This is a genomic window from Actinosynnema pretiosum (assembly GCF_024171695.1).
In the GTDB taxonomy this organism is placed as follows: Bacteria; Actinomycetota; Actinomycetes; order Mycobacteriales; family Pseudonocardiaceae; genus Actinosynnema; species Actinosynnema pretiosum.
Map to the genome: position 1 here is coordinate 315,712 of NZ_JAMTCF010000002.1, position 25,851 is coordinate 341,562.

Annotated in this window: 25 protein-coding genes, 1 pseudogene and 1 riboswitch; of the genes and pseudogenes, 19 read left to right on the plus strand and 7 right to left on the minus strand. The window is 73.1% G+C overall.

Annotated elements, in window-relative coordinates; all coding sequences use genetic code 11:
* Window positions 1-35: 35 nt before the first annotated feature.
* The 11 genes from LV78_RS04660 (at window position 36) to LV78_RS04710 (ending at window position 10,153) form a co-directional block, all read left to right on the plus strand.
* Window positions 36-1,298, plus strand: coding sequence for a glutamate-5-semialdehyde dehydrogenase (locus tag LV78_RS04660; protein WP_253843476.1), 1,263 nt, complete (start codon window positions 36-38; stop codon window positions 1,296-1,298).
* A gap of 116 nt (window positions 1,299-1,414) precedes the next feature.
* On the plus strand, window positions 1,415-2,599 hold the full coding sequence (locus LV78_RS04665; protein WP_253843477.1) for a cytochrome P450: 1,185 nt from the start codon (window positions 1,415-1,417) through the stop codon (window positions 2,597-2,599).
* Window positions 2,600-2,601: 2 nt separating this feature from the next.
* Window positions 2,602-2,823 (plus strand): ferredoxin, encoded by a 222-nt coding sequence (locus LV78_RS04670; RefSeq protein WP_253843478.1) that lies wholly within the window; start codon window positions 2,602-2,604, stop codon window positions 2,821-2,823.
* 74 nt (window positions 2,824-2,897) lie between these two features.
* On the plus strand, window positions 2,898-3,491 hold the full coding sequence (gene nadD / locus LV78_RS04675; RefSeq protein WP_253843479.1) for a nicotinate-nucleotide adenylyltransferase: 594 nt from the start codon (window positions 2,898-2,900) through the stop codon (window positions 3,489-3,491).
* A gap of 124 nt (window positions 3,492-3,615) precedes the next feature.
* Window positions 3,616-4,062, plus strand: a complete 447-nt coding sequence (gene rsfS, locus LV78_RS04680; RefSeq protein WP_253843480.1) for a ribosome silencing factor — start codon at window positions 3,616-3,618, stop codon at window positions 4,060-4,062.
* Complete coding sequence (locus LV78_RS04685) at window positions 4,059-4,673, plus strand: histidine phosphatase family protein (protein ID WP_253843481.1); 615 nt, start codon at window positions 4,059-4,061, stop codon at window positions 4,671-4,673. The genes rsfS and LV78_RS04685 overlap by 4 nt, the downstream gene beginning before the upstream one ends.
* The gene (gene octT, locus LV78_RS04690; protein WP_253843482.1) at window positions 4,670-5,401 is read left to right on the plus strand and encodes a diglucosylglycerate octanoyltransferase; all 732 of its coding nucleotides are present in this window, start codon (window positions 4,670-4,672) and stop codon (window positions 5,399-5,401) included. Before LV78_RS04685 ends, octT begins: the two co-directional genes overlap by 4 nt.
* Before the next feature lie 11 nt (window positions 5,402-5,412).
* Window positions 5,413-6,255, plus strand: coding sequence for a DegV family protein (locus LV78_RS04695; RefSeq protein ID WP_253843483.1), 843 nt, complete (start codon window positions 5,413-5,415; stop codon window positions 6,253-6,255).
* Window positions 6,256-6,362: 107 nt separating this feature from the next.
* Window positions 6,363-7,094, plus strand: a complete 732-nt coding sequence (locus LV78_RS04700; RefSeq protein WP_253843484.1) for a ComEA family DNA-binding protein — start codon at window positions 6,363-6,365, stop codon at window positions 7,092-7,094.
* 217 nt (window positions 7,095-7,311) lie between these two features.
* Window positions 7,312-9,624 (plus strand): DNA internalization-related competence protein ComEC/Rec2, encoded by a 2,313-nt coding sequence (locus LV78_RS04705; RefSeq protein ID WP_253843485.1) that lies wholly within the window; start codon window positions 7,312-7,314, stop codon window positions 9,622-9,624.
* Window positions 9,625-9,685: 61 nt separating this feature from the next.
* Window positions 9,686-10,153 carry a hypothetical protein gene (locus LV78_RS04710; RefSeq protein ID WP_253843486.1) on the plus strand — a complete coding sequence of 156 codons (468 nt, stop codon included), beginning with the start codon at window positions 9,686-9,688 and terminating at the stop codon, window positions 10,151-10,153.
* A 554-nt stretch (window positions 10,154-10,707) separates the two neighbouring features.
* Here LV78_RS04710 and thrC read toward each other — a convergent pair.
* Window positions 10,708-11,973: a threonine synthase gene (thrC, locus tag LV78_RS04715; RefSeq protein ID WP_253843487.1), complete on the minus strand. Its 1,266-nt coding sequence runs from the start codon at window positions 11,971-11,973 to the stop codon at window positions 10,708-10,710.
* Between the two features lie 10 nt (window positions 11,974-11,983).
* A riboswitch (SAM riboswitch) is annotated at window positions 11,984-12,099 on the minus strand.
* 115 nt (window positions 12,100-12,214) lie between these two features.
* On the opposite strand from thrC, the gene holA reads away from it, so the two are divergent.
* Window positions 12,215-13,183: a DNA polymerase III subunit delta gene (holA, locus tag LV78_RS04720; protein WP_253843488.1), complete on the plus strand. Its 969-nt coding sequence runs from the start codon at window positions 12,215-12,217 to the stop codon at window positions 13,181-13,183.
* 230 nt (window positions 13,184-13,413) lie between these two features.
* Here holA and rpsT read toward each other — a convergent pair whose 3' ends face one another.
* On the minus strand, window positions 13,414-13,674 hold the full coding sequence (gene rpsT, locus LV78_RS04725) for a 30S ribosomal protein S20 (RefSeq protein WP_015800049.1): 261 nt from the start codon (window positions 13,672-13,674) through the stop codon (window positions 13,414-13,416).
* Between the two features lie 268 nt (window positions 13,675-13,942).
* On the opposite strand from rpsT, the gene LV78_RS04730 reads away from it, so the two are divergent.
* Window positions 13,943-14,746, plus strand: a complete 804-nt coding sequence (locus LV78_RS04730; protein WP_253843489.1) for a TSUP family transporter — start codon at window positions 13,943-13,945, stop codon at window positions 14,744-14,746.
* On the opposite strand, the gene LV78_RS04735 is transcribed toward LV78_RS04730, so the two are convergent.
* The 3 genes from LV78_RS04735 to LV78_RS04745 all read right to left on the minus strand — a co-directional run bounded on the left by LV78_RS04735 (window position 14,715) and on the right by LV78_RS04745 (window position 17,195).
* On the minus strand, window positions 14,715-15,485 hold the full coding sequence (locus tag LV78_RS04735) for a VOC family protein (RefSeq protein WP_253843490.1): 771 nt from the start codon (window positions 15,483-15,485) through the stop codon (window positions 14,715-14,717). The genes LV78_RS04730 and LV78_RS04735 overlap by 32 nt on opposite strands.
* Window positions 15,486-16,009: 524 nt before the next feature.
* Window positions 16,010-16,276 (minus strand): type II toxin-antitoxin system antitoxin, encoded by a 267-nt coding sequence (locus LV78_RS04740; RefSeq protein WP_253843491.1) that lies wholly within the window; start codon window positions 16,274-16,276, stop codon window positions 16,010-16,012.
* A gap of 1 nt (window position 16,277) precedes the next feature.
* Window positions 16,278-17,195, minus strand: coding sequence for an SPFH domain-containing protein (locus LV78_RS04745; protein WP_253843492.1), 918 nt, complete (start codon window positions 17,193-17,195; stop codon window positions 16,278-16,280).
* A gap of 78 nt (window positions 17,196-17,273) precedes the next feature.
* On the opposite strand from LV78_RS04745, the gene LV78_RS41480 reads away from it, so the two are divergent.
* From LV78_RS41480 to LV78_RS04770, 5 genes and pseudogenes are all read left to right on the plus strand, one after another.
* The gene (locus tag LV78_RS41480) at window positions 17,274-17,819 is read left to right on the plus strand and encodes a GNAT family N-acetyltransferase (RefSeq protein ID WP_253843493.1); all 546 of its coding nucleotides are present in this window, start codon (window positions 17,274-17,276) and stop codon (window positions 17,817-17,819) included.
* 445 nt (window positions 17,820-18,264) lie between these two features.
* Window positions 18,265-19,914 carry a circularly permuted type 2 ATP-grasp protein gene (locus tag LV78_RS04755; RefSeq protein WP_253843494.1) on the plus strand — a complete coding sequence of 550 codons (1,650 nt, stop codon included), beginning with the start codon at window positions 18,265-18,267 and terminating at the stop codon, window positions 19,912-19,914.
* Window positions 19,914-20,858 carry an alpha-E domain-containing protein gene (locus LV78_RS04760; protein ID WP_253843495.1) on the plus strand — a complete coding sequence of 315 codons (945 nt, stop codon included), beginning with the start codon at window positions 19,914-19,916 and terminating at the stop codon, window positions 20,856-20,858. Before LV78_RS04755 ends, LV78_RS04760 begins: the two co-directional genes overlap by 1 nt.
* Window positions 20,859-21,701: a transglutaminase family protein gene (locus LV78_RS04765; RefSeq protein WP_253843496.1), complete on the plus strand. Its 843-nt coding sequence runs from the start codon at window positions 20,859-20,861 to the stop codon at window positions 21,699-21,701.
* A 112-nt stretch (window positions 21,702-21,813) separates the two neighbouring features.
* A pseudogene (locus LV78_RS04770) lies at window positions 21,814-22,643 on the plus strand (IS5 family transposase).
* A 393-nt stretch (window positions 22,644-23,036) separates the two neighbouring features.
* On the opposite strand, the gene lepA reads toward LV78_RS04770, so the two are convergent.
* A complete protein-coding gene (gene lepA, locus LV78_RS04775) occupies window positions 23,037-24,878 on the minus strand; it encodes a translation elongation factor 4 (RefSeq protein WP_253843497.1) in 1,842 nt (613 codons plus the stop codon).
* 106 nt (window positions 24,879-24,984) lie between these two features.
* Between lepA and LV78_RS04780 the strand changes: the two genes are divergently transcribed.
* Window positions 24,985-25,428 (plus strand): type II toxin-antitoxin system PemK/MazF family toxin, encoded by a 444-nt coding sequence (locus LV78_RS04780; protein ID WP_253843498.1) that lies wholly within the window; start codon window positions 24,985-24,987, stop codon window positions 25,426-25,428.
* A 144-nt stretch (window positions 25,429-25,572) separates the two neighbouring features.
* Here LV78_RS04780 and LV78_RS04785 read toward each other — a convergent pair whose 3' ends face one another.
* Window positions 25,573-25,791: a hypothetical protein gene (locus tag LV78_RS04785; RefSeq protein WP_253843499.1), complete on the minus strand. Its 219-nt coding sequence runs from the start codon at window positions 25,789-25,791 to the stop codon at window positions 25,573-25,575.
* Window positions 25,792-25,851 lie beyond the last annotated feature (60 nt).

Consider the following 25,851-nt stretch of genomic DNA (forward strand, 5'->3'; position numbering starts at 1 on the left):
GACAATCTCGATCGGGTGAAAGTAACCTGGGTCGCGTGACTGATGACCTGCGGGAACAGGTGCACGCGGCGGCTCGTCGGGCCCGTGTCGCCGCGGACGAGCTGGTGCTGGCCACCCGCGAGCGCAAGGACGCCGCGCTGCTGGAGATGGCCTCCGCGCTGCGCGCCCGCGCGAGCGAGGTGCTGGAGGCCAACGCCAAGGACGTCGAGTCCGGCCGGGCCGGGGGCACCCCGGAGAACATCCTCGACCGCCTCACCCTCACCGAGGCCAGGATCGAGGGCGTCGCGGCCGGTCTGGAGACCGTCGCGGGCCTGGCCGACCCGGTCGGCGAGGTGCTGCGCGGCTCGAACCTGCCGAACGGCCTGGAGCTGCGGCAGGTCCGCGTCCCGATGGGCGTCGTCGGCATGATCTACGAGGCCCGCCCGAACGTCACCGTCGACGCCGCGGGCCTGGCGCTCAAGTCCGGCAACGCGGCCCTGCTGCGCGGCTCCTCCTCCGCCGAGCACTCCAACGCCGCGCTGGTCGCGATCCTGCGCGACGCCCTGGAGTCCACCGGCCTGCCCGCCGACGCCGTGCAGCTGCTGCCGTCCCACGACCGCGCCTCGGTCACCCACCTGATCACCGCGCGCGGCCTGGTCGACCTGGTGATCCCGCGCGGCGGGTCCGGCCTGATCAACGCGGTCGTGCAGCAGGCGACCGTGCCCGCGATCGAGACCGGCGTCGGCAACTGCCACGTGTACGTGGACGCCGCCGCCGACCTGGACTCGGCCGAGCGGATCGTGCTCAACTCCAAGACCCGCCGCACCAGCGTGTGCAACGCGGCCGAGTCGCTGCTGGTGCACGCGGACGTGGCCGCCGAGTTCGTCCCCAGGATCACCGCCGCGCTCCAGGCCGCGGGCGTGACCGTGCACGGCGGCGAGGGCTTCGCGGGCGAGGGCGTCGTGGCCGCCGCCGACGAGGACTGGGACACCGAGTACCTGTCGATGGACATCGCGGCGCGCGTCGTCGGCTCGCTGGACGAGGCCGTCGCGCACATCGCCGCGCACGGCTCCGGCCACACCGAGGCCATCGTGACCGACGACGTGCGCGCGGCCAGGCTGTTCACCAAGCGGGTCGACGCGGCGGCGGTCATGGTCAACGCCTCCACCGCGTTCACCGACGGCGGCGAGTTCGGCATGGGCGCGGAGATCGGCATCTCCACGCAGAAGCTGCACGCCAGGGGCCCGATGGGACTGGCCGAACTGACCTCCTCGAAGTGGCTGGTCTGGGGCGAGGGGCACATCCGGCCCTCGTCCTGAGCGGGACGCGACCCCCGGCGGCGCCCAGCCGCCGGGGACCGCCGAATGTGGTTGACCCTCGGTAGTCGACTGCCTACTGTCGGGCGACAGCAACCGCTCGCGTCCGGGGGTGCCTGGTGGAGGTCCGCAACTACCCGTTCAACGAGGCCGTCGAGCTCAGGCCCGACCCGACCGCGCTCCGGTTGCAGCAGCAGGAACCGGTCTCCCGGGTCCGGCTGCCCTACGGCGGCGACGCCTGGCTCGTCACCCGGCACGGGGACGTCAAGACCGTCCTGGGCGACCCGAGGTTCAGCCGCGCGGCCACCCTGGAGTTAGGCGCCGACCTGCCGAGGGCGTTCCCGCTGCACCGCACCGAGGCCAACATCCTCACCATGGACCCGCCGGACCACACCCGGTTGCGCAAGCTGGTCGCCAAGGGCTTCACCGCCCGCCGCACCGAGCTGCTGCGCGCCAGGACCCAGGAGATCGTGGACGGCCTGCTGGACGCCATGGAGGAGCAGGGGCCGCCCGCCGACGTGGTCGAGGCGCTCGCCCTCCCGCTGCCGATCACGATCATCTGCGAGATGCTCGGCGTCCCGGTCGCTGACCGCGACCGGTTCCGGACCTGGTCCGACGCCGCGATGTCGATCACCGCGTTCACCCCCGACGAGGTGCTCGCCGCGGCCCAGTCGCTGCGCGAGTACATCGCCGGGCTGGTCGAGGACAAGCGCGCCCACCCCGGTGACGACGTGCTCACCGACCTGGTGACCGCCCACGACGGCGGCGGCTCGCTCACCGCGACCGAGGTGGTCACCTTCGGCGTCACGCTGCTCGCCGCCGGGCACGAGACCACGGCCAACCAGATCGCCAACTTCACCCACACCCTGCTGGCCAACCCCGACCGGATGGCCGAGCTGCGCGCCGACCCCGCGCTCGTGCCCAAGGCGGTGGAGGAGCTGCTGCGGTTCACCCCGCTGGGGGGCTCGGCCGGGTTCCCGCGCATCGCCACCGAGGACGTCGAGCTGAGCGGCGTGACCGTGCCGAAGGGCGCGGCGGTGTTCGTGGACATCCCGAGCGGCAACCGGGACCCCGAGGTGTTCGAGCGGCCCCACGAGATCGACTTCCACCGTGCGGCCAACCCGCACGTCGCGTTCGGCCACGGCGTGCACCACTGCGTCGGCGCCCAGCTCGCCAGGGTGGAGCTCCAGGTCGCGATCGGGACCTTGCTGGCGCGCTTCCCCGGCCTCGAACCCGCTGGTGAGGCGGTGTTCAAGCGGGGCAGGCTGGTGCGCGGCCCGCAGCACCTGCCGGTGCGGTGGTAGCCGTGCCCGAGTGGAGCGTCGAGGTCGACCGGGACACCTGCATCGGTTCGGGGATGTGCGCAGCCATCGCCGCGGGCCACTTCCGGCTGGACGACGGCAGGGCCGCGCCGCTCGCGTCCCCGGTCGAGCCGGCCGACGACGTCGTGGACGCCGCCGAGTCCTGCCCCGTCGAGGCGATCCTGGTGCGCGACCAGGGCGGCGAGGTCGTCGCACCACAGGACTGACCGTGGGGAACGTCACCCGATCAAGTGACGCGCGTACCGGGCCGAACGGCTGACCGGAACTACGCTGACCACTCATGTCCAAGCGTCGCATAGGCGTCATGGGTGGCACCTTCGACCCGGTGCACCACGGTCACCTCGTCGCGGCCAGCGAGGTCCAGGCCAGGTTCGACCTGGACGAGGTCGTCTTCGTGCCCACCGGCAGGCCGTGGCAGAAGTCCGCCAGGGAGGTCAGCGCCGCCGAGGACCGCTACCTCATGACGGTCATCGCCACGGCGTCGAACCCGCGCTTCTCGGTCAGCCGCGTCGACATCGACCGCGCGGGCCCCACCTACACGGTCGACACCCTGTCCGACCTGAAGGCCGCGCACCCCGACGACGACCTGTTCTTCATCACCGGCGCGGACGCCCTGGAGCAGATCCTGTCCTGGCACCACGCCGACGAGGCCTTCGGGCTCGCCCACTTCATCGGCGTCACCCGGCCGGGCTACACCCTGGACGACAAGCACCTGCCGCCCGGCGCGGTCAGCCTCGTCGAGGTCCCCGCCATGGCCATCTCCTCCACCGCCGTGCGCGACCGCACCGCCGACGGGCTGCCCGTCTGGTACCTCGTGCCGGACGGGGTCGTGCAGTACATCTCCAAGCGCGGTCTCTACTCGCTGCCCGGTTGAACCCCGCCCCCGGCGTGACCTGCGCCCGGTCCGGCGTTACTCGGTGCCGGAGCGGGCCGGGACGCAGGTACCCTCATTGACTCGTGCGGGCGCACCAGTTCCCGCCGAGGTGATGAGGAGAAACGTGGCAGCCACCGACGAGGCACGACGGTTGGCGCTGGTCGCCGCGAGCGCGGCGTCCGACAAGAAGGCGCACGACGTGATCCTCCTCGACGTGTCCGAGCAGTTGGTCATCACCGACTGCTTCGTGATCGCCTCCGCTCCCAACGAGCGGCAGGTCGGCGCGATCGTGGACGGCGTCGAGGAGAAGCTCCGCGAGGCGGGGCGCAAGCCGGTCCGCAGGGAGGGCGCCCGCGAGGGCCGCTGGGTCCTGCTCGACTTCGTGGACCTCGTGGTGCACGTCCAGCACTCGGAGGAGCGCAGCTTCTACGGCCTGGAGCGGCTGTGGAAGGACTGCCCGAGGATCGAGTTCGACGCGGGCCCCTCGTCCCCGGACGAGGACGCCACCGGCGAGGACACCACCGCGAGCAGCACCGGGGAGGCTGCCGCCGACGAGGTCGACCGGGCATGACGCTCTCCCGGCTCGTGCTGTGGCGGCACGGTGAGACCGACTACAACGCGACCGGCCGGATGCAGGGCCACCTCGACTCGGAGCTGACCGAGACCGGGTGGAACCAGGCCCGGTTCGCGGTCCCGGTGCTCACCGCGTTCGCACCCGAGCTGGTGGTGGCCTCGGACCTGCGCAGGGCGCGCGACACCGCGACCGTGTTCACCGAGGCCACCGGCGTGCCCCTGCGCATCGACGCCCGGCTGCGCGAGACGCGGCTGGGCAAGTGGCAGGGCCTGACCGTCGACGAGATCGAGGCCGAGTGGCCCGGCGCGCTCGGCGCGTGGCGCTTCGACGGCACGATCTCCCCGCCCGACGGCGAGGCGCGCGTGGAGGTGGCCGACCGGGCCGCCGAGGTGGTCGCCGAGGTCGACGCGGAGACCGACGGCACGGCGCTGCTGTGCGCCCACGGCGGGCTGATCAGCTCGCTCACCGGCAGGCTGCTGGAGCTGCCGGTGGACCGCTGGGGGCTGCTCGGCGGCATCAGCAACTGCCACTGGACGGTGTTCACCCGCCGACCCGGCGGCGACCCCCGGTGGCGGCTGTCGTCGTACAACGCCGGAACCACCAGGTGAGACTGCTCGTCCTCGGCGACTCGCTCACCTTCCACGGCCCCTCGGGGCCGCTGCCCGCCGACGACCCAGGGCTGTGGCCGAACGTGGCCGCCGCCGCGCTGGGCGGGCGGGCCGAGCTGGTCGCCGGGTTCGGGTGGACCGCCCGCGACGCCTGGTGGGCGCTCACCGGAGACCCGAGGGTGTGGGCGCTGCTGCCGCGCACCGACGTGCTCGTGCTGGCCGTGGGGCACATGGACACGCTGCCCTCGCCCCTACCGACCTACCTGCGGCAGGGGCTGCGCTACCTGCGGCCGGACGGGCTGCGGCGGCGCGCCCGCGCGCTCTACCGGGCCGCCCAGCCCGCGCTGGCCCGCGCGACCGGCGGCCGTCCGGTCGCGCTGCCGCCCGCGCTGACCAGGCGCTACCTGTCGGACTCGCTGCGCGCCGTCCGGCAGTTCCGGCCGGGGCTGCCCGCCGTGGGGATGGTGCCCTCGGTGCACCGGTCGCCGCTGTACGCGAACGTGCACACCGGGCGCGCGGCGGGGGAGCGGGCGGTGCGGGAGTGGGCTTCGGCCGACGGGGTGCCGCTGCTGGACGTCCCTGCGCTGGTCGGGGCGCACCTGCGGGACGGGCTGGGCAACCCGGACGGGATGCACTGGGGCTGGGAGTCGCACCGGGCGGTCGGGACCGCGATGGCGGCCTTGGTCGAGGCCGCATCCGTGCGGCGGGAGTCGCCGGGCGGCCCGTAGTCTCGGCAGCCGTGGCCCTTGCGATCGTCACCGATTCCACCGCTTACCTGCCGGACGGCTTCGCGGCCTCGCGCGGGATCCGGGTAGTCCCGCTGCACGTGTCGGTGAACGGCAGGAGCAGGCTCGACGGGGTCGACTTCGGGCCTCGGGAGCTGACCGCCGCGCTCGGCGAGCGCCGCAGGGTCACCACGTCGCGCGCCACGCCCCAGGAGCTGGCCGAGGTGTACCGGGAGCTGCTGGAGGGCGGGGCCGACGGGGTGCTGTCGGTGCACCTGTCGCGCGCGCTGTCCGGGACCTGGGAGGCCGCCCGGCTGGCCGCCGCGCAGGTCGACCCGGTGAAGGTGCGGGTGGTCGACTCGCGGGCCACCGCGATGGGGCTGGGGTTCGCCGCGCTGGCCGCCGCCGCTGCCGGTCCCGACCTGGACCTGGCCGAGCGGGCCGCGACCTCGGCGGCCGAGCGGGTCAGGGTGTTCTTCTGCGTCGAGACCCTGGAGCACCTGCGCCGGGGCGGGCGGATCGGGACCACGGCCGCGCTGCTGGGGACGGCGTTGGCGGTGAAGCCGCTGCTGCACGTCGAGGACGGCAGGCTCGTGCCGCTGGAGAAGGTGCGCACCGCGGGGCGGGCCGCCGCGCGGCTGGTCGACCTGGCCGCTGCCGCCGCCGGGAGCGGACCGGTGTCCTTGGCGGTGCACCACCTGGCCGCGCCGGAGCGGGCCGTGGAGCTGGCCGCGCTGCTGGACGAGCGGGTTCCGGGATCGTCCGGGTGCCTGATCTCCGAGGTCGGGGCCGTGATCGGGGCGCACACCGGGCCCGGCGTGCTGGGGATCGTGGTGCTGCCGGGCGGGTTCGCTTAGCACGTTTTTGCCCGGACGCGCGGGAGTTCTCCACAGGCTCCGAGTTGTCCACAGATCCCGAGTTCGTCGCTGGTTCCCCTTGCCCACCCGGACCTAGCGTCGATTCCGTGTTCGACAACCACGTGAAGGACAAGGACTCCTCCGACCGGCTCCGCACCCTGATGGCGGACCCACCGGGCAAGCACCGGTCCGAGGACGCGCCGACGGTCGTGTTCGCCACCTCGGAAGGCGGCGTCGACCCGCCGGGGCTGCTGCTCAGGCTGCGCCAGCTGCTGCCCTCCGCCGCGCACCACCGGCGGCGGGTCGCGGTGCTGGGCGTGGCCGGGGCCGGGGCCGCGCTGGCGGCCGTGCTCGCCGCCGGTGGGCGCGAGGCGGTGGTGGAGCAGGTGCCGGTGCTGCCGGTCGCCGAGGCCACGTCGAGCAGCGCCGCGCCCCCGGTGCTGGTGGTCGACGTGGCCGGGGAGGTGCACGCGCCCGGCCTGGTCACCGTCGAGGACGGGGCGCGGGTCGCCGACGTGCTCAGCCGGGCGGGCGGGGTGAAACCGGGGGCGTCGCTGACCGGGCTGAACCTGGCCCGCAAGGTCACCGACGGCGAGCAGATCGCGGTCGGGGTGCCCCCTGCGGTGGGCGGTGGGACCGGGCCGCCCGCGCCGGTCAACATCAACACCGCGACGGTCGAGCAGCTGGACGCCCTGCCAGGGGTCGGTCCGGTGACCGCGCAGCGCATCGTCGACCACCGGGCGCGACGCGGGCGGTTCGCCTCGGTCCAGCAGTTGGGGGAGGTGGAGGGGATCGGCGGGAGCAAGCTCGCGAAGCTCACCGACCTGATCCGCGTCTGACCGGCCCCCGCCGCGTCGCGGACAACCGCCCACACCGGACCCACCGCCACCCGTGGCAGCCGCACCGCCCGACGGCTCGTTCCCGCACGGGCTGATCCAGCCTGCCCTCCTTCATCGCCCGCCTGCCCCGAGCAGGCCCGTTCCCCGACGTTCGGCCCAGCCGGTTCCGCGCTCTCCCGTTCCCTCTCCGCTCAACTCGTTCCTCCCGGAGGTAGTCGTGGCATTCCCGTGGAAGGCGCTCGCCGACCCGAGAGCCCATCTCGTCCCCGCCGCGCTCGCGGTGTGGCTGGCCGTGCTGTGCGGTCTGCTGTGGACGTGGTGGGCGGTGATCGCCGTCGTGGTGGTCACGACGCTCCTCGCGCTCGTGCTGCTCCGCCGGTGCCGACCGGCCGCGCTCGCGCTGCTCGTCACCGGCCCGATCGCGGCCTGCTGGCTGACCCCGCCCCTCCACGCCGCCGAGCACCACCCGCTGCGGGCCGCCGCAGCGCGGGCCGAGGCGGCGGAGCTCCGGGTGGAGGTGGTGGACCGCCCGCGCGGTCTGCGCTCCACCGGGTTCGCGGCCAAGCAGGGCGGTGTCGACTCGGTGCTCGTGCGCGCGGAACTGGACGACGGCGGTCAGGTCCTGCTCCTGGCGCCCGCGAAGCGGTGGCGGGACCTGCTGCCCGGACAGCTGGTCACCGCGCGGGGCTCGCTCGCCCCGGCCCGCGAGGGCGAGCTGACCGTGGCGCTGCTGCGCGTGCGCGGCCCGCCCTCGGAGGTCGGAGCCGCCCCGGTCTGGCAGCGCGCGGCCGAGTCGCTGCGGGCCGGGCTGCGCGAGGCGAGCACCGCGCTCGACCCGGAACCGGCGGGTCTGCTGCCCGCGCTGGTCGTCGGTGACACGGACGGCGTGCTGCCCAGGGTGGACCACGAGTTCCACACCTCCGGCCTGTCCCACCTGCTCGCCGTGAGCGGGGCGAACCTGGCGATCCTGTGCGGGGCCGTGCTGCTCGTGCTGCGGGCGGTGGGCGCGGGGCCGAGGACGTGCGCGGCGGGCGCGATGGCGGCGCTGGTCGGGTTCGTGGTGCTGGCGGGCGCCGAGCCGAGCGTGCTGCGGGCGGCGGTCATGGGCGCGATCGCGCTGCTCGCGCTCGTGCTGGGGCGGGAGCGGTCGGCGCTGCCCGCGCTGGCGGCCTCCGTGGTCCTCCTCGTCCTGCACGACCCCGCGCTCGCGGTGGCGCCGGGGTTCGGGCTGTCCGTGGCGGCGACCGCCGCGCTGGTGCTGCTGGCGCCCCGCTGGGCCGAGGCCATGCGGGACCGGGGCGTGCCGCGTGGGATCGCCGAGGCGCTGGCGGTGCCGGTGGCCGCGCACCTGGCCACCGCGCCGCTGGTGGCCGGGCTGTCCGGCGAGGTGAGCCTGGTGGCGGTGCTGGCGAACCTGGTCGTCGCGCCGGTCGTGGCGCCCGCGACCGTGCTCGGCGTCGCGGCTGCGGTGCTCGCCCAGGTGCACACCGGGGCGGCGCGGTTGGCCGTGCACCTGGCGGGTCCGGAGGTGTCGTGGCTGGTGACCGTGGCCAGGCACGCGAGCGAGGTGCCCGGCGCCTCGGTGCGCTGGCCGGGCGGCTGGACCGGTGGCGCGCTGCTGGCCGTCGCGCTGGTGGTCGGGTGGGCGCTGCTGCGGCTCAAGCGGTTGCGGGCGCTGCTGGTCGCGCTGGTGCTCGGCGCCGGGCTGGTCCTGGTGCCGCTGGACGTGGTCGCGCCGAGGTGGCCGCCGTCCGGCTGGTCGGTCATCGCCTGCGACGTCGGCCAGGGCGACGCCGTGCTGCTGGCGACGGCCGAACGGGGCCGCGCGGTCCTGGTCGACACCGGTCCCGACCCGGTGCCGGTGCTCGGCTGCCTGCGGCGGCTGGGGGTGCGGCGCATCCCGCTGGTGGTGCTCAGCCACCTGCACGCCGACCACATCGGCGGGCTGGCCGAGGTGCTCGCCGAGCGGGAGGTGGGCGCGGTGGCGGTCGGTCCGGCCCGGATGCCGGGCTGGGCGTGGGCCGAGGTCGTCGCGCGGACCAGGTCCGCCGGGGTGGCCGTGCTGGAGCTGACGGCCGGTCAGCTCCTGGACTGGCCGGGTCTGCGGTTGGAGGTGCTGGGTCCGCGCGCGGGCCCGGTGGAGGACACGAACACGGCGGTCAACAACGCCTCGCTCGTGCTGCGGGCCACCACCGCGGCCGGACGGGTGCTGCTGACCGGTGACGTCGAGCTGGCCGCGCAGGCGGAGCTGCTCGACGGGGGCGTCGACCTGCGGGCCGACGTGCTGAAGGTGCCGCACCACGGCGCACGGGCCACCTCGCCCGCGTTCCTGGAGGCGGTGCGGCCGAGCGTTGCGCTGGTCAGCGTCGGCGCGGGCAACCGCTACGGCCACCCCAGCGGCGTGCTGCTCGACGCGCTGGCCCTGCGGGGCGCGCTGGTCCTGCGCACCGACCGGGACGGCGACACCGCCGTGCTCGGCGGTGGGCCGGGGACCAGGGTCGCCCGCCGGGGCGACCCGCTGCCCCCGTGAGGCGGGGCAGATCGCACGACCCGCGCGGACGCGCGGGTCTGGACAACTGAGAGGACGAACCGTGGGCACCACCAACGAGACCTGGGTCCGGCTGCACGGCGACTGGATGCCGAACCACCACGACGGCGCGCTCGGCTGGGCGCTGTGGCAGCCCGGTTACCACGCCGAGCCGTGGCCGACCGAAGCGCTGCGGCCGTCGTTCGCCTACTACGTGTGCGAGAAGCTCGACGGCGGGCGCAGGGGCGTGGTGGCGAAGGCGACCGTGCAGGCCTTCCTGGGCCCCACCCAGGTCGACTCGCTGGACGACGCCTACCGCCTCGTGGCGGACGAGCTGTTCGACGAGGAGCTGAACTTCCCGCCGGAGGCCTGGCACGCGCACCCGTACAACCAGCTCAAGGAACGGGTGCCGTGGCCGCAACGGCTGACCGCGTGGCGGGTCCGCACCGAACCGGTGGGGCCGCACGTGCTGTCGGGCCTGGAGAAGTTCCCCAGGACCGGCTGGCTGCGCACCTCGGACGAACTCCGGTGACCGACTGCCGGGGAGCCCCGCCCCGCACCCCGCGACTGGGCATCCCCTTGTCAGGCATCCCGCTGCCGAGGACCGGTGATCGGGAACGCCCACGCGGTCCGGACACCGGTTCCAGGGCGAAGTGGGGTCCGGAGCGCGGAGTGGACGGTGCGCAGCGAACCGGCCGCTCGACCCCGCCGTGCACGGGTCTGCCCTGCGCGGCGGGAGCCTGCACGGCCGGGTTGCCGCGTGCCGACCCGCTCAGCGCGTGGCCACCGACGAGCCGGGTCGGTGACGCGGGGAGCACCGTCCCAGGAAGCGCCGCCGCAGGAAGTGCGACGGTGGAGTGCTGCTGCGGAAAGGAGTGCTGGGTGAACTGATCCGCAGCCGAGTGCCGCTCCCGGCGGTCCGGTGGCTGGTGACCGGTGGCGACCGTCGCGCGCCGCGTGCCGGGTGGGTTGGTCTCGCCTTGGACGAGGCGTCGTGGCGGTGCCAACCCACCCGAAGCGGGCTTGTTCGGCGCTTGGGACTGCTCGGCTCTTCGGGCTCGGTCCTCGAACCTCGAAGGTCCGAGCTCAGTCCTTGAGGGCGTTGATGACGGCCTCGGCGCTCGCGGCGACGGTGGCGCGCGGGCCCACGCGGTCGCCGAGGGCGTCGAGGGTCTTCAGGCCGTCGCCGGTGATCAGCAGGACGGTCTCGGCGTCGGGGTCGAGCTTGCCCGACTCGATGAGCTTCTTCGCGGTCGCGACGGTCACGCCGCCCGCCGTCTCGGCGAAGACGCCCTCGGTGCGGGCCAGCAGGCGGATGCCCTCGACGACCTCCTCGTCGGTGACGTCCTCGATGGCGCCACCGGTGCGGCGGACGCTGTCCAGGGCGTACGGGCCGTCGGCGGGGGCGCCGATCGCCAGCGAGCGGGCGATGGTGTCCGGGCGGACCGGGATGACCGTGTCGTGGCCCGCCTTGAAGGCGGTCGCGACGGGGGAGCAGCCGGTGGCCTGCGCGCCGAAGACGCGGTACGGGGTCTCGTCGACCAGGCCGAGGGAGCCGAACTCGCGGAACGCCTTGTCGACCTTGGTGAGCTGGGAGCCGGAGGCGATGGGGATGACGATCTGCTCGGGCAGGCGCCAGCCGAGCTGCTCGGCGACCTCGTAGCCGAGGGTCTTGGAGCCCTCGGCGTAGTACGGGCGCACGTTGACGTTGACGAACGCCCAGTCCTCGTTCTCGGCGGCGAGCTCCTGGGCGACCCGGTTGACGTCGTCGTAGGTGCCGTCGATGGTGATCAGCGAGCCGTCGTACACAGCGGACATGAGGATCTTGGCCCGCTCCAGGGAGGAGGGAACGAGCACGACCGACTGCCAGCCCGCGCGTGCCGCAGCGGCCGCGACGGCGTTGGCGAGGTTGCCGGTGGACGGGCAGGCCAGCACGCGGAAGCCCAGTTCGCGGGCGGCGGCCAGCGCGACGCCGACGACGCGGTCCTTGAACGAGTGGGTGGGGTTGCCGGTGTCGTCCTTGACCCACAGCTTGCGCACGCCCAGCGCCTTGGCCAGGTTGTCCGCCTCGATGAGGCGGGTGCCGCCGGGCTCGGTGTTCGGGTGGGCGGAGACGTTCGGGGGGACCGGGAGCAGGCCCTTGTAGCGCCAGATGGAGCGGGGGCCGGCTTCGATGTCCTCGCGCCGGATCCGGCCGAAGTCGTAGGCCACTTCCAGGGGGCCGAAGCACTCCTGGCAGGCGTACTCGGGGGCGAGCGGGGTCTCGTGGCCGCACTCCCGACAGGACAGCGCCCGAGCGGGGCCGAGGTCGAAGGAGGTGCTGGTCGAGGGTGCGCTGCTGACAGCGGTCATCGCGAGGTTCTCCTCATCTTTCCCGCTTGCGCGGGTCGGAATTGGCACCGTGATCACCCAGTCGACGACTGGTGACAGGTTGCCGGGGCTTCTTCGGGCCGATCCCTCTGCCCCTCTGGATGAGCGGTATTCGGTTGTGCTGCGAACGTACGGCACGCTCCCGGCCCGTGGCCAGTGACGTCCACCATGCGGACCCGGCGGGGCGGCCGGGGGCGGGGTGGCGGCGTGGGAGGATCGGGTGGTGAGCCTTGGCGTGCAGTTGGTGATCGGGGACGAGGAACTGCTGGTCGAGCGGGCCGTGCGCGCCGCACTGGTGGCCGCGCGCGAAGCCGACTCGCAGGCCGATCTGACCCGCGTCCGGGTGAGCGACCTCACGCCTCCCGAGCTCGCTGAGTTGGTCAGCCCGTCGCTGTTCGCGGAGGGGCGGGTCATCGCGCTTGAGGCGGCGCAGGAGGCGAGCAAGGAGATCGCCGACGCGGTGATCTCCTACGTGAAGGCGCCTGCGGAGGGCGTGACGCTGGTCGTCGTGCACACCGGTGGTGGGCGCAGCAAGGCGGCGAAGGAGCTGCCCGCCGCGCTGCGCAAGGCCGGGGCCGAGGTGACCGAGTGCCCGAAGATCACCAGGGCGCCGGAGCGCGAGGCGTTCGTGCGCAACGAGATCCGCGCGGCCGGTGGCAAGGCCGATCCGGCGGCGATCGGGGCGCTGATCGAGGCCGTGGGCTCCGACCTGCGCGAACTGGCGGCGGCGGCGTCCCAGATGGTCGCCGACACCGACGGCAAGATCGATGAGGAGGCGGTCCGGCGGTACCACCGGGGACGGGCCGAGGTGACCGGGTTCGCGGTGGCGGACAAGGCCGTCGTCGGTGACCGGGCGGGGGCGCTGGAGGCGTTGCGGTGGGCGTTGCAGCTCGGTGTGCCGCACGTGCTGGTGGCCGACGCGCTGGCGGACGCCGTGCGCACGGTCGCGCGCGTGTCGGCGGTGGGGCGGGGCGATCCGTTCAAGCTGGCGGGTGAGCTGGGGATGCCGCCGTGGAAGATCAAGAAGGCTCAGGGGCAGGTGCGCGGCTGGGACGGCGACGGCCTGGCGCGGGCGATGACGGTGGTGGCCGACCTGAACGCCGAGGTGAAGGGCATGGCGGCGGACGCGGGTTACGCCCTGGAGCGGGCGGTGCTCAACATCGTCCGGGCCCACGGCGGCGCTCGGCGCTGACCGAGAACCCACCACCGCTGCGATGAGGCGGGTAGCGCTGGCACAGGCTGCCCGCTGCTGACGTGGGCAACCCGTTGACGCAGATGAATTGCGGCTGGCATGGGCCGCCCACCGGCTGGTGCGAGCCGTCCGCCGCACTGCGGTGTCCGCCAACGCGACGGGCGCCGCACCCCGGTGGGGTGCGGCGCCCGTTCAGCCGCTGCGGTCGCAGCCTGCCGGATCTGAGGGGATCAGATCTGGTTGGCGCGCTTCGCCATGGCCGACTTCTTGTTCGCGGCCTGGTTGGCGTGGATCACGCCCTTGGACACGGCCTTGTCCAGCTTGCGGGACGCGTCCTGCACCAGGGCGAGGGCCTTGTCCTTGTCACCGGCCTCGGCGGCCTCGCGGAACTTGCGGATCGCGGTCTTCAGCGACGACTTGACGGCCTTGTTGCGCAGGCGCGCCTTCTCGTTGGTCTTGATCCGCTTGAGCTGGGACTTGATGTTCGCCATGCGAAAGCCACCTTTTCCTCGGTCTTGGGGTCGCACCGCGCTGGTTGATCAGCTCCACCGGCCGTGATCCGGCGTCCCTCGCGGGGTGCTCGACCTGGCTGGCGGGTTTCCTCCACGGCGGAATGCCGCGCGGTACGCGGCGACAACGGTAGCAAACGGTCACGGTGCGCACCCAATCCGGGTCCACGTGCCGTGACCTGCGCCGGTAAGGAGTCAACTGCACCACACCACTGAGGTAGCCGTACACCTGTCCGGTTACCGTGCGCCCGTGACGACCCCGCTCGACTGGTCCGGATTCGGCCACGTGTCCCTCGCCGGACTGCTGTTCCTCTGCCTCGCCGCCGCGCTCGCGGGCGCGGTCGACGCCGTCGTCGGCGGTGGCGGGCTGATCCAGCTGCCCGCGATGCTGCTGATCGGGCCCGGTGGGCAGCCGATCTACTCGCTCGCGACCAGCAAGGTCGCCGCCGTGGTCGGCACCGCCGCGGCCGTGCGCACCTACACCGTGCAGACCACCGTGGACTGGGCCGCAGCCCTGCCGATGGCGTTCGCGGCGTTCGTCGGCGCGGTCGGCGGCGCGGCGTTCGCGGGCAGCCTCGAACCGGGCGTGCTCAACGCCGTGGTGCTCGTCGCGCTGCTCGGCGTCGGTCTCTACACCTGGCGCAAGCCCGAGCTGGGCGTCGCCGACCGGCCCCGGTTCAGCCGTCCCGCCCAGCTCGCCGCGATGGCCACCGGCGGTGCGGTGATCGGCTTCTACGACGGGCTCGCCGGGCCCGGCACCGGGGCGTTCCTGGTGTTCCTGCTGGTCGGGCTGATCGGGTTCGCGTTCGTGCCCGCCTCGGCCACGGCCAAGATCGTCAACGTGGCCACGAACCTCGGCGCGCTGCTCTACTTCATCCCGGCGGGCAAGGTCCTGTGGGGACTGGGCGCGGTCATGGCGGTGTGCAACGCGGGCGGCGCGGTCGTCGGGGCCAGGCTCGCCGTGCGGCGCGGGTCCGGGTTCGTGCGCCGGGTGTTCCTGACCGTCGTGGTCGCGCTGGTGGTCAGCCTCGGGGTGAAGGCGGTGGCTGGATGATCCGGAACGTCGCGCCGGACGGGTCGCCGAGCGTGGTGAACCGCCCGAACGGGACCTCCACCACCGGGTGCACCACCACGCCGCCCAGCTCGCGGGCGCGCGTCGCGGCCAGGTCGGCGTCGGGCACGGTGAAGTAGGCCATCCAGTGCGCCGGGATCCCCTCGGGGACCGCGTCGTCCATGCTGAACACCCCGGCCACCACCTGCCCGTCCAGCGACAACCGCTGGTAGCCGGACCCCGGAGCCGGGTCCGGCTCCAGCCCGAGCACCGCCCGGTAGAACTCGACCGCGCCCGCCGCGTCCCTGGTGGCCAGCTCGTTCCACCACACCGCGCCCGGCTCGCGCACCACGTGCGCCCCGATGTGCGTGCCCGCCTCCCACAACCCGAACGCCGCGCCGGTCGGGTCGACCGCGAGCGCGCCCCGGCCGTCGGCGCCCGCGTCGAACGCCGGGCCGAGCTGCGTGCCGCCGTGCGCGACGAGCAGGGCGAGCGTGTCGTCCAGGTCGTCGGTGGCGAAGTAGGTCGTCCAGACCACGGGCAGCAGCGAGTCGTCCGGCACCCCGGTGAACCCGGCGACCGGCTTCCCCCGCACCAGCGCCCGCGTGCGCCCGGCCTCGACCTGCTCGAAGTCCCAGCCGAACAACCCGCCGTAGAACTCGGCGGCGCCCGCCCGGTCGCCGGTCATCATGTCGACCCACGCGGGGGCGCCCTGCGGGTGCGGTTCGGTCAGCTCGGTCATGGGGCCTCCTCGGCGGCAGCGCAACGACGGTGGCACCTGACCGCACCGGTCGCCACTCGGGGACGGGCGGTGGGTGAGGTGGCGGATGGGGGAGGGGTGTGGTGGGGAGGGGCGGCGGGGGACTCCGGTGACCGAGGGCTGGTGGCTGGCGGCCGACCACCGATGGTGAGCGACGGCGTTGGGTGAGCGGGGGCGAGCGACGGCGTTGGGTGGGCGATGGCGGGCGGCTGGTGGTCGGGTGCTGTGGGGAGGGGTGACTCGTGAAGGAACGGAGAGGGGCGGGGAGGGGCGGAGCGCCTCTGGAAGCGGAGGCTGGGGCGGGGCAGGGGCGTGCTGTCCGGTGTGGCTGAGGCGGCTGAGAGGGCTGAGGCTGTCCGCGCGAGCGAGTGGTGGAAGCCCGCGCGTGGAAAAGCGCCGGCCCCGGCGGCCACCTCTGGTGAGGTGTGACGCCGGGGCCGGTGTCCCCCTAGTTCCCCCTTGTCCCCCTTCGCCGCCCCCGACCTCCCAGCCCCCCGACTGGGAAGTCACTCGTTCCGGGGAGGCGGCTCCAGGGGTGTCGTCGGATCGGGTTCCTGCGGCTGGTCGTCGTCCTTCCGCGCCGCCTTGCGGGGGCGGCCCCTGCGGGCCGGGGCGCCCGTCCCCGTGGGCAGCCTGCCCGCCTCGGTCAGCGCCCGGCGGAGCAGGAACTCGATTTGCGCGTTCGTGCTGCGCAGGTCGTCGTTCGCCCACCTGGTCAGCGCGTCGTGCACCGCCGGGTCCAGGCGCAGCAGGACGCTCTTGCGCTCGGCCACGTCAGTGGTACAGCGACCCCGTGTTGACCACGGGCTGCGTCGCCTTGTCACCGCACAGGACCACCAGCAGGTTCGACACCATCGCCGCCTTCCGCTCCTCGTCCAGCTCCACCACGTCCTCCTCGGCGAGCCGGTCCAGCGCCAGCTGCACCATGCCCACGGCGCCCTCCACGATCCGCGACCTGGCCGCGACCACCGCGCCCGCCTGCTGCCGCTGGAGCATGGCCTGGGCGATCTCCGGCGCGTACGCCAGGTGCGTCAGCCGCGACTCGATGACCTTGACCCCGGCCGCCTGGACCCGCGCCGCGATCTCGACCGACAGGGTCTCGGTGATCTCGTCCGCGTTCTCCCGCAGGGACAGCCCGGCCTCGTCGTGGTTGTCGTACGGGTAGCTGGTCGCGATGTGCCTGACGGCGGTCTCGGTCTGGGTGGCCACGAACTGCACGAAGTCGTCCACCTCGAACATCGCCCGCGCGGTGTCGTCGACCTGCCACACCACCACGGCGGCGATCTCGATCGGGTTGCCGTCCGCGTCGTTGACCTTCAGCGTGGTCGTCTCGTGGTTGCGGATCCTGGTGGAGACCTTCGCCTTCGTGGTGAACGGGTTCGTCCAGCGCAGGCCGTCGGCGCGCACCGTGCCGGTGTAGCGGCCGAGGAACTGGACCACGCGCGCCTCGCCCGGCGCGACCGTGAACAGCCCGCCCAGCACCACCATGGCGACCGCCGAGACCAGGGCCCCCACCAGGATCAGCGGGATGTTGGCCGCCTGCGCGACCCCCAGCGCGACGAGCCCCGCGCCGCCGAGCACGGCCAGGAAGCCCACCACGGCCACGAGCGCGCCGCCCACCCCCGTCAGCTCGTGCTCGCGCACCGCCGGAGCCGGCATCCGCGCCTGCACCTCGCTCGTCGTCACGCTCATCGCGCCACCCCTCTCCCCCTCGCCGCACCTTGGCGGCTCTAGCAAAGTGATATCACTTTTATAGCACCCTGGGTGGGGGTGCGCGCAACTCCGGGTTCGCGGGGGACCGGCGGGGCGACCGGTGCGGAGGCGGGGCAACCGGTGGGCGCGGCGGCGCGTCCCACTGCCGTGGAACCGATCCTGCGCAGGCCGATCGGGCGCGACACCGCCCCGCTCGTCGAGCTCTACGTCCGCGCCCGTCGCAGCTACTACGAGGGCCACCTCCCCGAGGCCGAGCTGGTGGAGTGGGCCGAGGGGCTGCGCGCCGAGGGCTTCGACTACGACCGGCCCGACCGGCTGTGGACCTGCGCCGAGGTGGGCGGCGTCCCGGCGGGCTTCGCGCTCGTCAGCTTCGACGGCGAGCTGCTCCAGCTCCAGGTCGACCCGCCGCACTGGGGGACGGGCGTCGGCCGCGCGCTGCACGACGCCGCGCTCGACGACCTGCGCGGCGCGGACAACACCACCGCCTGGCTGCACGTGTTCGCCCCCAACGCCCGCGCCCGCGCCTTCTACACCCGCCTCGGCTGGCGCGACGTCGGCCCCGCCGAGCACGACCACCGGCGGATGGAGCTCGACCTCGGGTGAGCGGCCGGTCGTCCCGGCGGCGGGGCGACCGGTGGGTGCGTCGGGTGGGTGCGTCGGGTGGTGGGCGACCCGCCGAGCCGTCGCCGTGCCACCGCCGACCCACCGCCGAGGCGGCCTGCGGGCCGTCGCCGGCGCTGGGCCGATCGGCTGGTTCCCGACGCCGGTCCACACCGGACGGTCCGGGACGCCCGCCCGATCGGCCGCCGGGGACACCCCCGTTCCCCCGCCCGAAGCACCCGACCGCCGTCCCGCCGCGCCCCTCTCGCCCGACCGCCGCCCACCGCCGGACTCCGCGCGGCCCACCGGTCCCGCCGCCGCCCGCCACCACCGGAAACCGCTTTCCGCACCACCCGAAATCACCTCGTGTTTCCCCGGTGTTTCAGTCCTGCTGCCACCTGCTTCGGGCTGGTGCGAACCGGGTAAGCCCACGTCAATGATGTGGACCATGGACGAGAGCCGACCCCGCACCTCGCAGCTGCGTCGCACGGGGCCACGCGCCGAGGCCCGGCTCGGCGAGCTGTTCGAGGGCTACCTCGACCCCCGGCGCCCCCATGCGGGCGCGTACGACGAGATGTTCGGCGCCGACGCCTCCGTACGCTCCGCCTACCGCGCCCTCCACGACTCGATCGCCCCCTCGCGGGCCCCGGAGCTGAACGCCCGCGCCGAGGCGCTCGACCGCGCCTTCGTCGACCAGGGCATCACGTTCTCCCTGTCCGGCCAGGAGCGCCCGTTCCCGCTCGACCTCATCCCCCGCGTCATCACGGCGGGCGAGTGGAGCAAGCTCGAACGCGGCATCGTGCAGCGGGTCCGCGCCCTGGAGATGTTCCTCGCCGACATCTACGGCGACGCCCAGATCGTCCGCGACGGGGTGATCCCGCGCCGCCTCATCACCTCCTGCGAGCACTTCCACCGCGAGGCCGCCCTGATCAACCCGCCCAACGGCGTGCGCGTGCACGTCTCCGGCGTCGACCTGGTCCGCGACGAGGCGGGCGTGTTCCGGGTGCTGGAGGACAACCTGCGCTCCCCGTCCGGGGTGTCCTACGTGATGGAGAACCGCCGCACCATGGCGCGCGTCTTCCCGGACCTGTTCGCCCAGCACCGGGTCCGCTCGGTCGGCGACTACGCCGTGCACCTGCTGCGCGCCCTGCGCAACGCCGCCGCCCCCAACGCCGCCGACCCGACCGTCGTCGTGCTCACCCCCGGCGTCGCGAACTCGGCCTACTTCGAGCACTCCCTGCTGGCCCGCCAGATGGGCGTCGAGCTGGTCGAGGGCCGCGACCTGTTCTGCCGCGACAACCTCGTCTACCTGCGCACCACCGAGGGCGAGCGGCAGGTCGACGTGATCTACCGGCGCATCGACGACACGTTCCTGGACCCGGTGCACCTGCGCCCCGACTCGGTCCTCGGCGTCGCCGGGCTGCTCAACGCGGCCCGCGCGGGCAACGTCGTCATCGCCAACGCGGTCGGCAACGGCGTCGCCGACGACAAGCTCGTCTACACCTACCTGCCCGAGATCCTGGAGTACTACCTGGGCGAGAAACCGCTGCTGCCCAACGTGGACACCTACCGCTGCTGGCTGCCCGACGAGCGCGGCCACGTGCTGGACTCGCTGGACGAGCTGGTCGTGAAACCCGTCGAGGGCTCCGGCGGCTACGGCATCGTGTTCGGCCCGCAGGCCACCGCGAAGGAGCTGAACGCGCTGCGCCGCAGCATCCGCGCCAACCCGCGCGGCTGGATCGCGCAACCGGTGGTGCAGCTGTCGACCGTGCCCACCAAGATCGGCGACCGGCTCGCGCCCCGGCACGTGGACCTGCGGCCGTTCGCGGTCAACGACGGGAACTTCGTGTTCGTGCTGCCCGGCGGCCTCACCCGCGTCGCGCTGCCCGAGGGCAGCCTGATCGTGAACTCCTCGCAGGGCGGCGGCTCCAAGGACACCTGGGTGCTGGCCGCGCGCTCGTCCACCGTGGAGCGCGAGCTGGCCGAGCCGGGACTGGTCGCGCAGGCGGGCGTCGACTCGCCCGCCGCCGAGCGCGGTCCCGAGCTGACCACCGCCCAGCAGCAGCAACAGCAGCAGCAGTCCGCGAAGGAGGCCTGATGCTCGCCCGCAACGCCGAGTCGCTGTACTGGATCGGCCGCTACGTGGAGCGCGCCGACGACACCGCCCGCATCCTCGACGTCTCGGTGCACCAGCTGCTGGAGGACGCCACCGTCGACCCGGACAGCACCAGCCGCAGGCTGCTCGCCGTCCTCGGCATCGCGCCGCCCGCCGGGCTCAGCCTGGACGTGTGGTCGCTGACCGAGCTGGTCGCCTACTCCGAGGACAACGCCGGGTCCATCGTCGCCTCCGTCAACAGCGCCCGCGAGAACACCAGGGGCGCGCGCGAGGTCGTCTCCACCGAGATGTGGGAGTGCCTCAACGCCATGTACAACGCCGTCGAGGAGCGGCAGGCGTACGCCCGCGCGATGGGGCCGCACGCGTTCTTCGCGTTCGTGGAGGAGCGGGCCGCGATGTTCGCCGGGCTCGCCGACTCCACGATGAGCCGCGACGACGGCTGGCGGTTCCTGGTGCTGGGGCGGTCGGTCGAGCGGGTCGACATGATCGTGCGCCTGCTGCTGTCCCGCGTCGGCGACCGCGCGTCCTCGCCCGGCTGGGTGACCGTGCTGCGCTCGGCCGGGGCCCACGACACCTACCTGCGCACCTACCGGGGCGCGCTGGACGCCGGGCGCGTCGTGCAGTTCCTGCTGCTGGACCGGCTGTTCCCGCGCTCGGTGTTCCACGCCCTGCGGCAGGCCGAGGCGTGCCTGGAGCAGCTCGACCACCAGCCGACCGTGCGCGTCGGGGCGCGCGCGGAGGCGCTGCGGCTGCTCGGCCGGGCCCGCAGCGACCTGGAGTTCCTGCGCCCGCACGACCTGCTGGACGACCTGCCGCGCAGGCTGGCCGCGCTCCAGGCCACCGTCCGCGAGGTCGGCGAGGCGGTGTCCCAGCAGTACTTCCACACCGCGTCCTGGGTGGCCTGGACGAACGCCGAGGTGCACTAGATGAGCTGGCGCGTGCGCGTGGTGCACACCACCGGGTACCGGTACGACCTGCCGGTCACCCAGTCCTACAACGAGGCGCGGATGACCCCGCGCGCCGACCGGCGGCAGAACGTGGTGGTGTCCAGGGTGGAGACCACGCCCGCCACCCGCGCCTACCGGTACACCGACTACTGGGGCACCGAGGTGACCTCGTTCGACCTGCACGCGCCGCACGTGGAGCTGAAGGTCGTGGCGTCGTCGGTGGTGGAGACCGGGAGCGAGGAGGAGCCGGTCCGGACCGCGACGTGGGCGGACCTGCGGGCGGACTCGCTGCTGGACCGGTACACGGAGTTCCTGGGACCGACGCGGTACGTGCCGGTCGACCGGGAGCTGGCGGCGGTGGCGCGCTCGTTGCGCAAGGGGCGGCAGCCCGCGGACGCGGTGCTCGCGGCGAGCGCGTGGGCGCACGAGCGGCTGCGGTACCAGTCGGGGACGACCGGGGTGCACAGCTCGGCGATCGACGCGCTGCGGGCGGGGGAGGGCGTGTGCCAGGACTTCGCGCACCTGACCCTGGTGCTGCTGCGCGCGATGGGCGTGCCCGCGCGGTACGTGTCGGGGTACCTGCACACCAAGCCGGACGGGGCGGTGCGCGAGACGGTGCACGGCGAGAGCCACGCGTGGGTGGAGGCGTGGACCGGCGGCTGGTGGGGCCACGACCCGACGAACGCGATCCCGGTGGGGCCGAGGCACGTGTGGGTGGCGCACGGCCGCGACTACGCGGACGTGCCACCGCTGAAGGGCATCTACTCGGGCGGCGCCTCGTCGGGCCTGGCGGTGACGGTGGAGATCACCCGGTTGGCGTGAAAGCCCAAACCCAAGCACTAGCAGGCTGCAAGCTCACCGCCTCGCGGGCTGCAAGCTCACCGCACTAGGGCATGTCTTCAAATGATCGTTGCTGGTGGATCATGGTGTTGTGATACGTCGCCATGAACTGTCGGACGCCGAGTGGGAGTTCGTCCGGCCGCTGCTGCCCGAGTCGTCGCGGGGACGTAAAAGGCTGGACGACCGCAGGGTCCTGAACGGGATCGTGTGGAAGTTCCGGACCGGGACGGCCTGGCGGGACGTGCCCGAGCGCTATGGCCCGTGGGCGACGCTGCACACCCGTTTCCGCAGGTGGGCGGCGGACGGCACGTTCGACCGGATGCTGCGGGCCGCCCAGGCGCAAGCGGACGCGGCAGGCGACGTCGACTGGCTGGTGTCCCTCGACTCCACCGTCGTCCGGGCCCACCAACACGCGGCCGGGGCCCGAAAAGGGGGCTCCGCGACCCGGCCCTCGGCCGGTCCAGAGGTGGCCTGACCAGCAAAATCCATCTCGCCTGCGACGGCCGGGGCCGTCCGCTCGCGTTCGTCGTCACGGGCGGCAACATCAACGACTGCACCCGGTTCACCACCGTCATGGAGGCGATCCGGGTACCACGGACCGGCCGGAGGCGGCCCAGGGTCCGGCCCGATCACGTCCTGGGCGACAAGGGCTACAGCTCGAAGGCGATCCGCGCCTGGCTTCGCCGCCGAGGCATCGCCCACACGATTCCCGAGCGGGCCGACCAGGTCCGCAACCGGGCCCGGCGGGGCAGTCGCGGAGGCCGCCCGCCGGGCTTCGACCGCGAGATCCACAAGCACCGCAACGTAGTGGAACGATGCTTCAACCGCCTCAAGCAGTGGCGCGGCATCGCCACCCGCTACGACAAGACCGCCGAGTCCTATACAGCAGCCGTCACCCTCGCATCACTCCTGATGTGGGCGTGACATTTGACGACAGAACCTAGCGGGCTGCGGGGCGAGCGCAGCGAGCCCGCAGCCAGCCCATCCCGCGTCCCTCGTCTCCGTTTGGCCTGGCGAAGCCCGAGCACGCTCGTCAAGATGCCGCCGCACCGCCACGGCAGACCGCCCGAGCCGTACGGCGTCTTGACGAGTGTGCTTGCCTGAAAGGAGGCCAAACGGAGACGAGGGACCCCACCCACCGCAGTGGTAAACGGGACCACCGCCCCAACAGCCACCGGCCGGCAGAGCTCGTCCCCCTCGTTTTTGGAGGCCTGCCCCGCCGGCGAGGCGAGCCCTTCAGCTCTTGCCCCTCCACCCCCACGAACGCCGAAGGGCGGCACCCGACTCGGGTGCCGCCCTCCGCGCCAAACCAGGGAACTACTTCTTCCCCTTCTCCTTCGCGTCGTCCGTGGAGAGCGCGGCCACGAAGGCCTCCTGGGGGACCTCCACGCGGCCGACCATCTTCATGCGCTTCTTGCCCTCCTTCTGCTTCTCCAGCAGCTTGCGCTTGCGGGTGATGTCACCGCCGTAGCACTTCGCCAGCACGTCCTTGCGGATCGCGCGGATCGTCTCGCGGGCGATCACCCGAGAGCCCACCGCCGCCTGGATCGGCACCTCGAACTGCTGCCTCGGGATCAGCTCGCGCAGCTTCGTCGCCATCCGCGTGCCGTACCCGTACGCGTGGTCCTTGTGGACGATCGCGCTGAACGCGTCCACCGCCTCGCCCTGCAGCAGGATGTCGACCTTGACCAGCTCGGACTCCTGCTCGCCCGACTCCTCGTAGTCCAGCGACGCGTACCCGCGCGTGCGGGACTTCAGCGCGTCGAAGAAGTCGAAGATGATCTCGCCGAGCGGCATCGTGTAGCGCAGCTCCACGCGGTCCTCGGACAGGTAGTCCATGCCGCCCAGCTGGCCGCGCTTGGCCTGGCACAGCTCCATGATCGCGCCGATGTAGTCGCTCGGCGCGATGATCGTGCACCGGGTGACCGGCTCGTACACCTCGGCGCGCTTGCCGTCCGGCCAGTCCGACGGGTTGGTCACCACGTGCTCGGCGCCGTCCTCCATCACGACCCGGTACACCACGTTCGGCGCGGTCGAGATCAGGTCGAGGTCGAACTCGCGCTCCAGGCGGTCGCGGGTGATCTCCAGGTGCAGCAGGCCGAGGAACCCGCAGCGGAAGCCGAAGCCCAGCGCCGCCGACGTCTCCGGCTCGAAGGTCAGCGCCGCGTCGTTGAGCTGGAGCTTCTCCAGCGCCTCGCGCAGCACCGGGTAGTCCGAGCCGTCGACCGGGTACAGGCCCGAGTACACCATCGGCCTCGGCTCGCGGTAGCCCGCCAGCGGCTCGGTGGCGCCCTTCTTGTCCCAGGTCACGGTGTCGCCGACCTTGGACTGGCGCACGTCCTTCACGCCGGTGATCAGGTAGCCGACCTCGCCGACGCCCAGGCCCCTGCTGGGCTTGGGCTCGGGCGAGATGATCCCGACCTCCAGCAGCTCGTGCGTGGCGCCGGTGGACATCATCTTGATCCGCTCGCGCGGGGTGATCTTGCCGTCGACGACCCTGATGTAGGTCACCACGCCCCGGTACGTGTCGTACACCGAGTCGAAGATCATCGCCCTGGCCGGGGCCTCGGCGTCGCCGACGGGGGCGGGCACCTTGCGCACGACCTCGTCCAGCAGGTCGCCGACGCCAAGGCCCGTCTTGGCCGAGACGCGCAGCACCTCGTCCGGGTCGCACCCGACGATGTGGGCGATCTCCTTGGCGTACTTGTCCGGGTCGGCCGCGGGCAGGTCGATCTTGTTCAGCACCGGGATGATGGTGAGGTCGTTCTCCATCGCCAGGTACAGGTTGGCCAGCGTCTGGGCCTCGATGCCCTGCGCGGCGTCCACGAGCAGGACCGCGCCCTCGCACGCCTCCAGCGCGCGGGACACCTCGTAGGTGAAGTCGACGTGACCCGGCGTGTCGATCATGTGCAGGACGTGGTCGGTCCCGTTCACGGCCCACGGCAGGCGCACGTTCTGCGCCTTGATCGTGATGCCGCGCTCGCGCTCGATGTCCATGCGGTCGAGGTACTGCGCGCGCATCGCCCGCTCCTCGACCACGCCGGTGAGCTGCAGCATCCGGTCGGCCAGGGTGGACTTGCCGTGGTCGATGTGCGCGATGATGCAGAAGTTCCGGATGAGCTCCGGAGGCGTGAACGTCTGGTCGGCGAACGTGCTCACTCAGGTTCCTCGCACAAGGAAAAGGACAGGGGGAATCACCCCATTCTCGCACGCTCCGGCACCGGCGGACCGGGTGCGTGCTCGGCCGGGCGCTTAGGCTCTCGGGATGTACGCGAACGGAGAGGACCCGAAGCCCGAGCGGGGCGCGGTCCGCGAGGTCTACCGACCCGATCGAGCGGCGAGGCTGGAGTACTCCCCGGAGCTGGACGGCCTCGCCGATCCGGGGGAGATCGTGTGGGCCTGGGTGCCCTACGAGGAGGACGCGAGCCGGGGCAAGGACCGGCCGCTGCTGGTGGTGGGGCGCAACGCGCGCGGCGGGCTGCTGGCGATGATGCTGACCGGCAGGGCGCCGGACCACCCCGCGGAGTACGACGACCACGTGGAGCTGGGCTCCGGCCGCTGGGACCGCGACGGGCGGCAGTCCTACCTGCGGCTGGACCGGGTGTTCGAGCTGTCCGAGGACGACATCCGCCGGGAGGGCTCGATCCTGGAGCCGGAGCGGTTCTCGCTGGTCGTGGACGCGGTGCGGGAGCGGCACGGCTGGCGCTGAGCCCGCTCGGCGCCCGCTCGACCTGCACGCGGTCGACCTGCGGGAAGTGCCTGGGAAGTTCTCCGAAAGTCCCCGAGAAGTCCCCGGAAAAGACGGAAGGGCTCAGGACCACTGTGTCCTGAGCCCTCGTTTTTATCTAGCCGGTCAGCGGTAGTGGCGGACCAGGCCGTGCAGCGCCTGCAGGCGGAGCATCGCCTCGAGCTCGCGCGCCTCGTTCGAGGAGTTGCGGGCGAGGACGGCTTCCAGGTCGAGCCGGGCGCTCGGGGTGTCGTACGCGGCGAGCTCGTTGGCGAGGGCCTTGTCCCGCCTGCGCAGCTCCCGCCGGGTGGCGAAGTAGGTCCGGACGGTCTTGATGGCGTTCATGACACCTTTCGGGTCGGTCTTTCTGTATCGGTTCACTTACTATGATGCCGCACTTCAGGG